Source organism: Actinotalea sp. C106 (assembly GCF_023630195.1).
In the GTDB taxonomy this organism is placed as follows: domain Bacteria; phylum Actinomycetota; class Actinomycetes; order Actinomycetales; family Cellulomonadaceae; genus Actinotalea.
On sequence record NZ_JALPKN010000259.1, the window covers coordinates 1 to 4393 of the forward strand.

The window sequence follows — 4393 nt, forward strand, 5'->3', positions numbered from 1 at the left end:
GTCGGTGGTGGGCCCGGCCGGGGGCTGCGCGGCGGTGTCCGCGGCGGTGGTCGCAGCGGCGTCCGGGGACGACTCCACCGGCACCTCGGGGGCCACGTCGCCCGGAGCCTGCTCGGGACGCTCGTCCTCGGGCTGGCCGTCGGTGGGCTTGTCGTTCTCGGTGCTCATGCGTGTGCTCCCCGGCTGGTCGTCGACCCCGGAGGGTAGCGAAGACCGCCCATATCGGGCACCACCCGTCCACGCCCCACGCCAGACCACTGCGGCCCCGCCGATCGTCGGGGTCGATCAGGGTCGAATAGCGCCCCCGATCAACCCCGATCGCCCCGATCGACCCGGCTCGACCCCGATGAGCACCCCGCCCGCCCGCCCGCCCACGCGCCCGCCCGCCCGCCCGCCCGCCCGCCCACGCACCCCTCCTCCGTCGAGTGGTCACTTCTTGTCGGAACGCCGCGGGGTCGAAGCGGCAAGAAGTGACCTCTCGACAGCGGAGGGTGGCGGGGCGGCGGTCAGTCGAGGCCGGCCTCGTGGACGCAGCGGGCGATCTGGACGCGGTTCGTCGCGTGGAGCTTGGCGAACAGGTTCCCCACGTGGGTCTTGACGGTCGCGAGGCCCAGGTAGAGCTCCTGGGCGATCTCCGCGTTGGACAGGCCGCGCGCCACGGCGACGGCGATCTCGCGCTCGCGGGGGGTGAGCTGGGCGAGGCGCTCGCGGGCCTGGCGTCGCGGGGCGTCGTCCTGCCCGCCCTGGGTGGCTGCCGCGATCACCTGGGCCGTGACGCTCGGGGAGAGGATCGGCTCGCCGGCGGCGACCCGGCGGACGGCCTCGACGAGCTGGGGGGCCGGGGTGTCCTTGAGCAGGAACCCAGCCGCCCCGTGGCGCAGGGCGGTGAGCACCATCTCGTCGGTGTCGAAGGTGGTCAGCACGATGATCCGGGACGGCGTGCCCGCCTCGGTCAGGCGTCGGGTCGCGGTCAGCCCGTCGGTGCCGGGCATGCGGATGTCCATGAGGACGACGTCGGGGGTGGTCGCGGTGACCAGCTCGACGCCCCGGGCGCCGTCCTCGGCCTCGCCGACCACCTCGATCTGCGGGTCGCCACCGAGGATCAGGCGCAGGCCCGTGCGGACCAACGCGTCGTCGTCGACCAGGACCACCCGGACCGCTCCGCCCGGGGCCGCGTCGCCCGGGCCTGCGCCGCTCACCGCTCGTCCCACGGCAGGGTGGCGGTCACCGCGAACCGCCCTGCGGCGTCGACCCCATGGGTGAGGGTGCCGCCGGCCAGGGTCGCGCGCTCCTCGAGCCCGGTGAGTCCCATCCCGGCCCCGGGCGCTGCAGCAGGGACCACCTCGGGCACCGGGTTCCTCGCCTCGAGGTGCAGGTCGTGACCGGGTGCCCCGGCCAGACGGAGGGTCACCGGGGTGCCGGGGGCGTGCTTGCGGGCATTGGTCAGGACCTCCTGGACGATGCGGAAGGCGGTGCGCGAGAGGGTCACGGGAGGCAGGGCCAGGGCGTCGGCGTCCCCCGCGGCGAGGCCGGTGAGGTCGAGGTGGACGACAGTCCCGGCCTCGGCGTTCTCGGCGAGCAGGGCCGGCAGCTCACGCAGGCTCGGTTGCGGCGGCTCCGGGGGCGCCGGCTCGGGGCGCGCTCCGTCGTGGGGTGCCTGGCCGAGGGACCCCTGGTCGAGGGACCCCTGGCCGAGGGACCCCGGGGCGAGGGGGCCCGCGCCGCCGTCGGCCCGCAGCACCCCCAGCACCTGACGCAGCTCGACCAGGGCGCGGTGGGCGTTGTCCTGGATGATCTGCGCGGTCTGCGCGGTCTCGGTCTGGGTGAGGTCGGTGCGGTAGGTCAGGGCGCCGGCGTGCATCGCGACCAGGGAGATGCGGTGGGCGAGCACGTCGTGCATCTCGCGGGCGATGCGGGTGCGCTCGGCCTCGCGCGCGGCGTCGGCCTTGAGGGACTGCTCGCGCTCGGCGGTCTCGGCGCGCTCACGCAGGGTGTCGAGCAGCTCGCGCCGCGCGCCGATGTAGAAGCCGGTCGCGACGCAGGCCGCGTAGACCACCAGGGCCAGGGAGCCGGCGAGGGCGAAGTACACGGTCGAGGACTCGGTCCCCGGCAGGGACGGGCGGTACACCCCCTCGTAGATGACCCCGGCCACGAGCCAGGCCACGCCGGTCACGATCACCGGGCGCCACCGGCGGTGGGTGCTCATCGACACGGCGGACAGCCCGGCAGCCCCGATCGCCGCCCCGGAGAACGCGGTCAGGGCAGCCGTCGCGGAGGCGACGGTCGTGGGGTAGCGGCGCCGGAGCGGCAGCAGGGCGACCCCGATCACGCCCAGCACGAGGTCGAGCACGATCGCGGCGCCGAGGCGGCCGACCACCTCGTCCGGGGCGCCGTCGTCCTGGGGCATCAGGTCCGCCGTCACCGCGATCCAGGTGATCAGCCCGACGGCGATCACCACGAGGTAGCGCCACACCCGTGACCAGGGACGCAGCGGCGGCGGGGCGGGGGCGGGCATGCCGTCCAGGCTAGGCCGCGCGGCCCTCCGCGCCCTCCCCCTGACGGCTCGGCGGCGTGCGACCAAAGGTGGAGGCAGGTCGAGGCCGACGGCGGATCCCCTCGCGCCCCGCAGCGCGGAGGCTGGAGCCATGATCACTGCACAGCACCTCACCAAGCGCTACGGCGACCACGCCGCGGTCGACGACGTGTCCTTCACCGCCCGGCCCGGCCGCGTCACGGGGTTCCTCGGTCCCAACGGTGCCGGCAAGTCCACGACCATGCGGATGCTCTGCGGACTGACCGTCCCGACCGCCGGGCAGGCGACCGTCCTGGACCGGCCCCTGCGGTCGATGCCCAACCCGGGCCGGACCGTGGGGGTGCTGCTCGACGCCTCCGCGACCCACGCGGGCCGGACGGGCCGCGAGACCCTGACCCTCTCGGCCCAGCTGATGGGCCTGCCCACGGCGCGGGTCGGTGAGGTCCTCGAGACCGTGGGGCTGACCGCCGCCGAGTCGCGCAAGCGGACCCGCTCCTACTCGCTGGGCATGCGGCAGCGGCTCGGCCTGGCCCACGCCCTGCTGGGCGACCCGACCGTGCTCATCCTCGACGAGCCGGCCAACGGCCTGGACCCCGCAGGCATCCGGTGGATGCGTGAGCTGCTGCGCGGGTTCGCGGCCGACGGCGGCACGGTGCTGCTGTCCTCGCACCTGCTGCGGGAGATGGAGGCCGTGTGCGACGACCTGGTCATCGTCGGCGGGGGGCGCGTCCTGGCCCAGGGATCGGCGAGCGAGCTGCTCAGCGGTCCGAGCACCCGGGTGCGCAGCGTCGACGACAGGTCCCTCACGGCGGCCCTGACCGCGGCGGGTCACACCGTCGAGCGCACCGACGAGGGCACCCTCGCCACCGCGGCCTCCCCCGAGGAGGTGGGCCGGGTGGCCCTCGCAGCACAGGTCGTCCTGACCGAGCTGCGCGCCGCGACCAGCACCGGCCTGGAACAGCTGTTCTTCGACACGACCGCCCAGCACGGGCGAGAGGAGATCGCCGCATGAGCGCCGCGACCACCACCCACGTCCCCGCCCGTCCCGCCGACCCCTCCGGCCGGGGGCCCGACGACGCCGCGCGCGCCGTGGACCGCCGTCGCGGGGTCCCGTTCCTCCGGCTGGCCCGGGTCGAGCTGCGCAAGCAGCTGGACACCCGCGCCGGGGTGTGGCTGCTCGGGGTGGTCGTGCTGATCAACGCGGCGCTGATCGCCCTGATGCTCACCACGGCCGAGCCTGGGGAGCTCACCTGGATGAGCCTGACCGAGACGGCCTCCTTCGGCCAGATCCTGCTGCTGCCGCTGATCGGGATCATGGCGGCGACCAGCGAGTGGTCCCAGCGCACCGCCGTGACGACCTTCGTCCTCGAGCCGCGCCGGGGGCGGGTCAACGGGGCCAAGCTGCTGTCCGCCGTCGTGCTCGGTCTGGGCGTGATGGTCGCGACCCTCGCCGCCGCCGCGCTGCTCAACGTGGTGGGGGTGCTGGCCCGGGACGGCGACGGCGCCTGGGACCTCGACCTCGCCCTCGTCAGCGGCACGACCCTCGCCCTGGCGATCCTGGTGACCCAGGGCGTGGCCTTCGGGCTGGCGCTGCTGAGCACCCCCGGGGCGATCGTCGCCTACCTCGCGCTGCCCACGGCCTGGACCGTGCTGGGCGCCCTGGTCGAGGGCCTGCGCACCCCCGCCGAGTGGCTCGACATCAACACGACGATGCTGCCCCTCATGGCCGGCGAGATGGCCGACGGCGACTGGGCCCGGCTCGGGGCGTCCGTCGGCGTGTGGGTAGCCCTCCCGCTGGCCATCGGCCTCTGGCGCACCGCCCGCCGCGAGGTCGCGTGACGCCCGCCGTCAAGGCGCGCG

The 4393-nt window shown here is 75.4% G+C and carries 4 protein-coding genes; 2 read left to right on the top strand and 2 right to left on the bottom strand.

The window, feature by feature from the left end; all coding sequences use genetic code 11:
- Positions 1-506: 506 nt before the first annotated feature.
- Positions 507-1199, bottom strand: a complete 693-nt coding sequence (locus L0B03_RS14365; protein WP_250446968.1) for a response regulator transcription factor — start codon at positions 1197-1199, stop codon at positions 507-509.
- Positions 1196-2515 carry a sensor histidine kinase gene (locus L0B03_RS14370; protein ID WP_250446970.1) on the bottom strand — a complete coding sequence of 440 codons (1320 nt, stop codon included), beginning with the start codon at positions 2513-2515 and terminating at the stop codon, positions 1196-1198. The genes L0B03_RS14365 and L0B03_RS14370 overlap by 4 nt, the downstream gene beginning before the upstream one ends.
- 130 nt (positions 2516-2645) lie before the next feature.
- On the opposite strand from L0B03_RS14370, the gene L0B03_RS14375 reads away from it, so the two are divergent.
- A complete protein-coding gene (locus L0B03_RS14375; protein ID WP_250446972.1) occupies positions 2646-3545 on the top strand; it encodes an ABC transporter ATP-binding protein in 900 nt (299 codons plus the stop codon).
- Complete coding sequence (locus L0B03_RS14380) at positions 3542-4372, top strand: ABC transporter permease (RefSeq protein WP_250446974.1); 831 nt, start codon at positions 3542-3544, stop codon at positions 4370-4372. The genes L0B03_RS14375 and L0B03_RS14380 overlap by 4 nt, the downstream gene beginning before the upstream one ends.
- The last annotated feature ends 21 nt before the right edge of the window (positions 4373-4393 follow it).

Coding starts and splice junctions, on each gene's coding strand:
- L0B03_RS14375 (WP_250446972.1), top strand. CDS start 2,646: ATGATCACTGCACAGCACCTCACCAAGCGCTACGGCGACCACGCCGCG.
- L0B03_RS14380 (WP_250446974.1), top strand. CDS start 3,542: ATGAGCGCCGCGACCACCACCCACGTCCCCGCCCGTCCCGCCGACCCC.
- L0B03_RS14370 (WP_250446970.1), bottom strand. CDS start 2,515: ATGCCCGCCCCCGCCCCGCCGCCGCTGCGTCCCTGGTCACGGGTGTGG.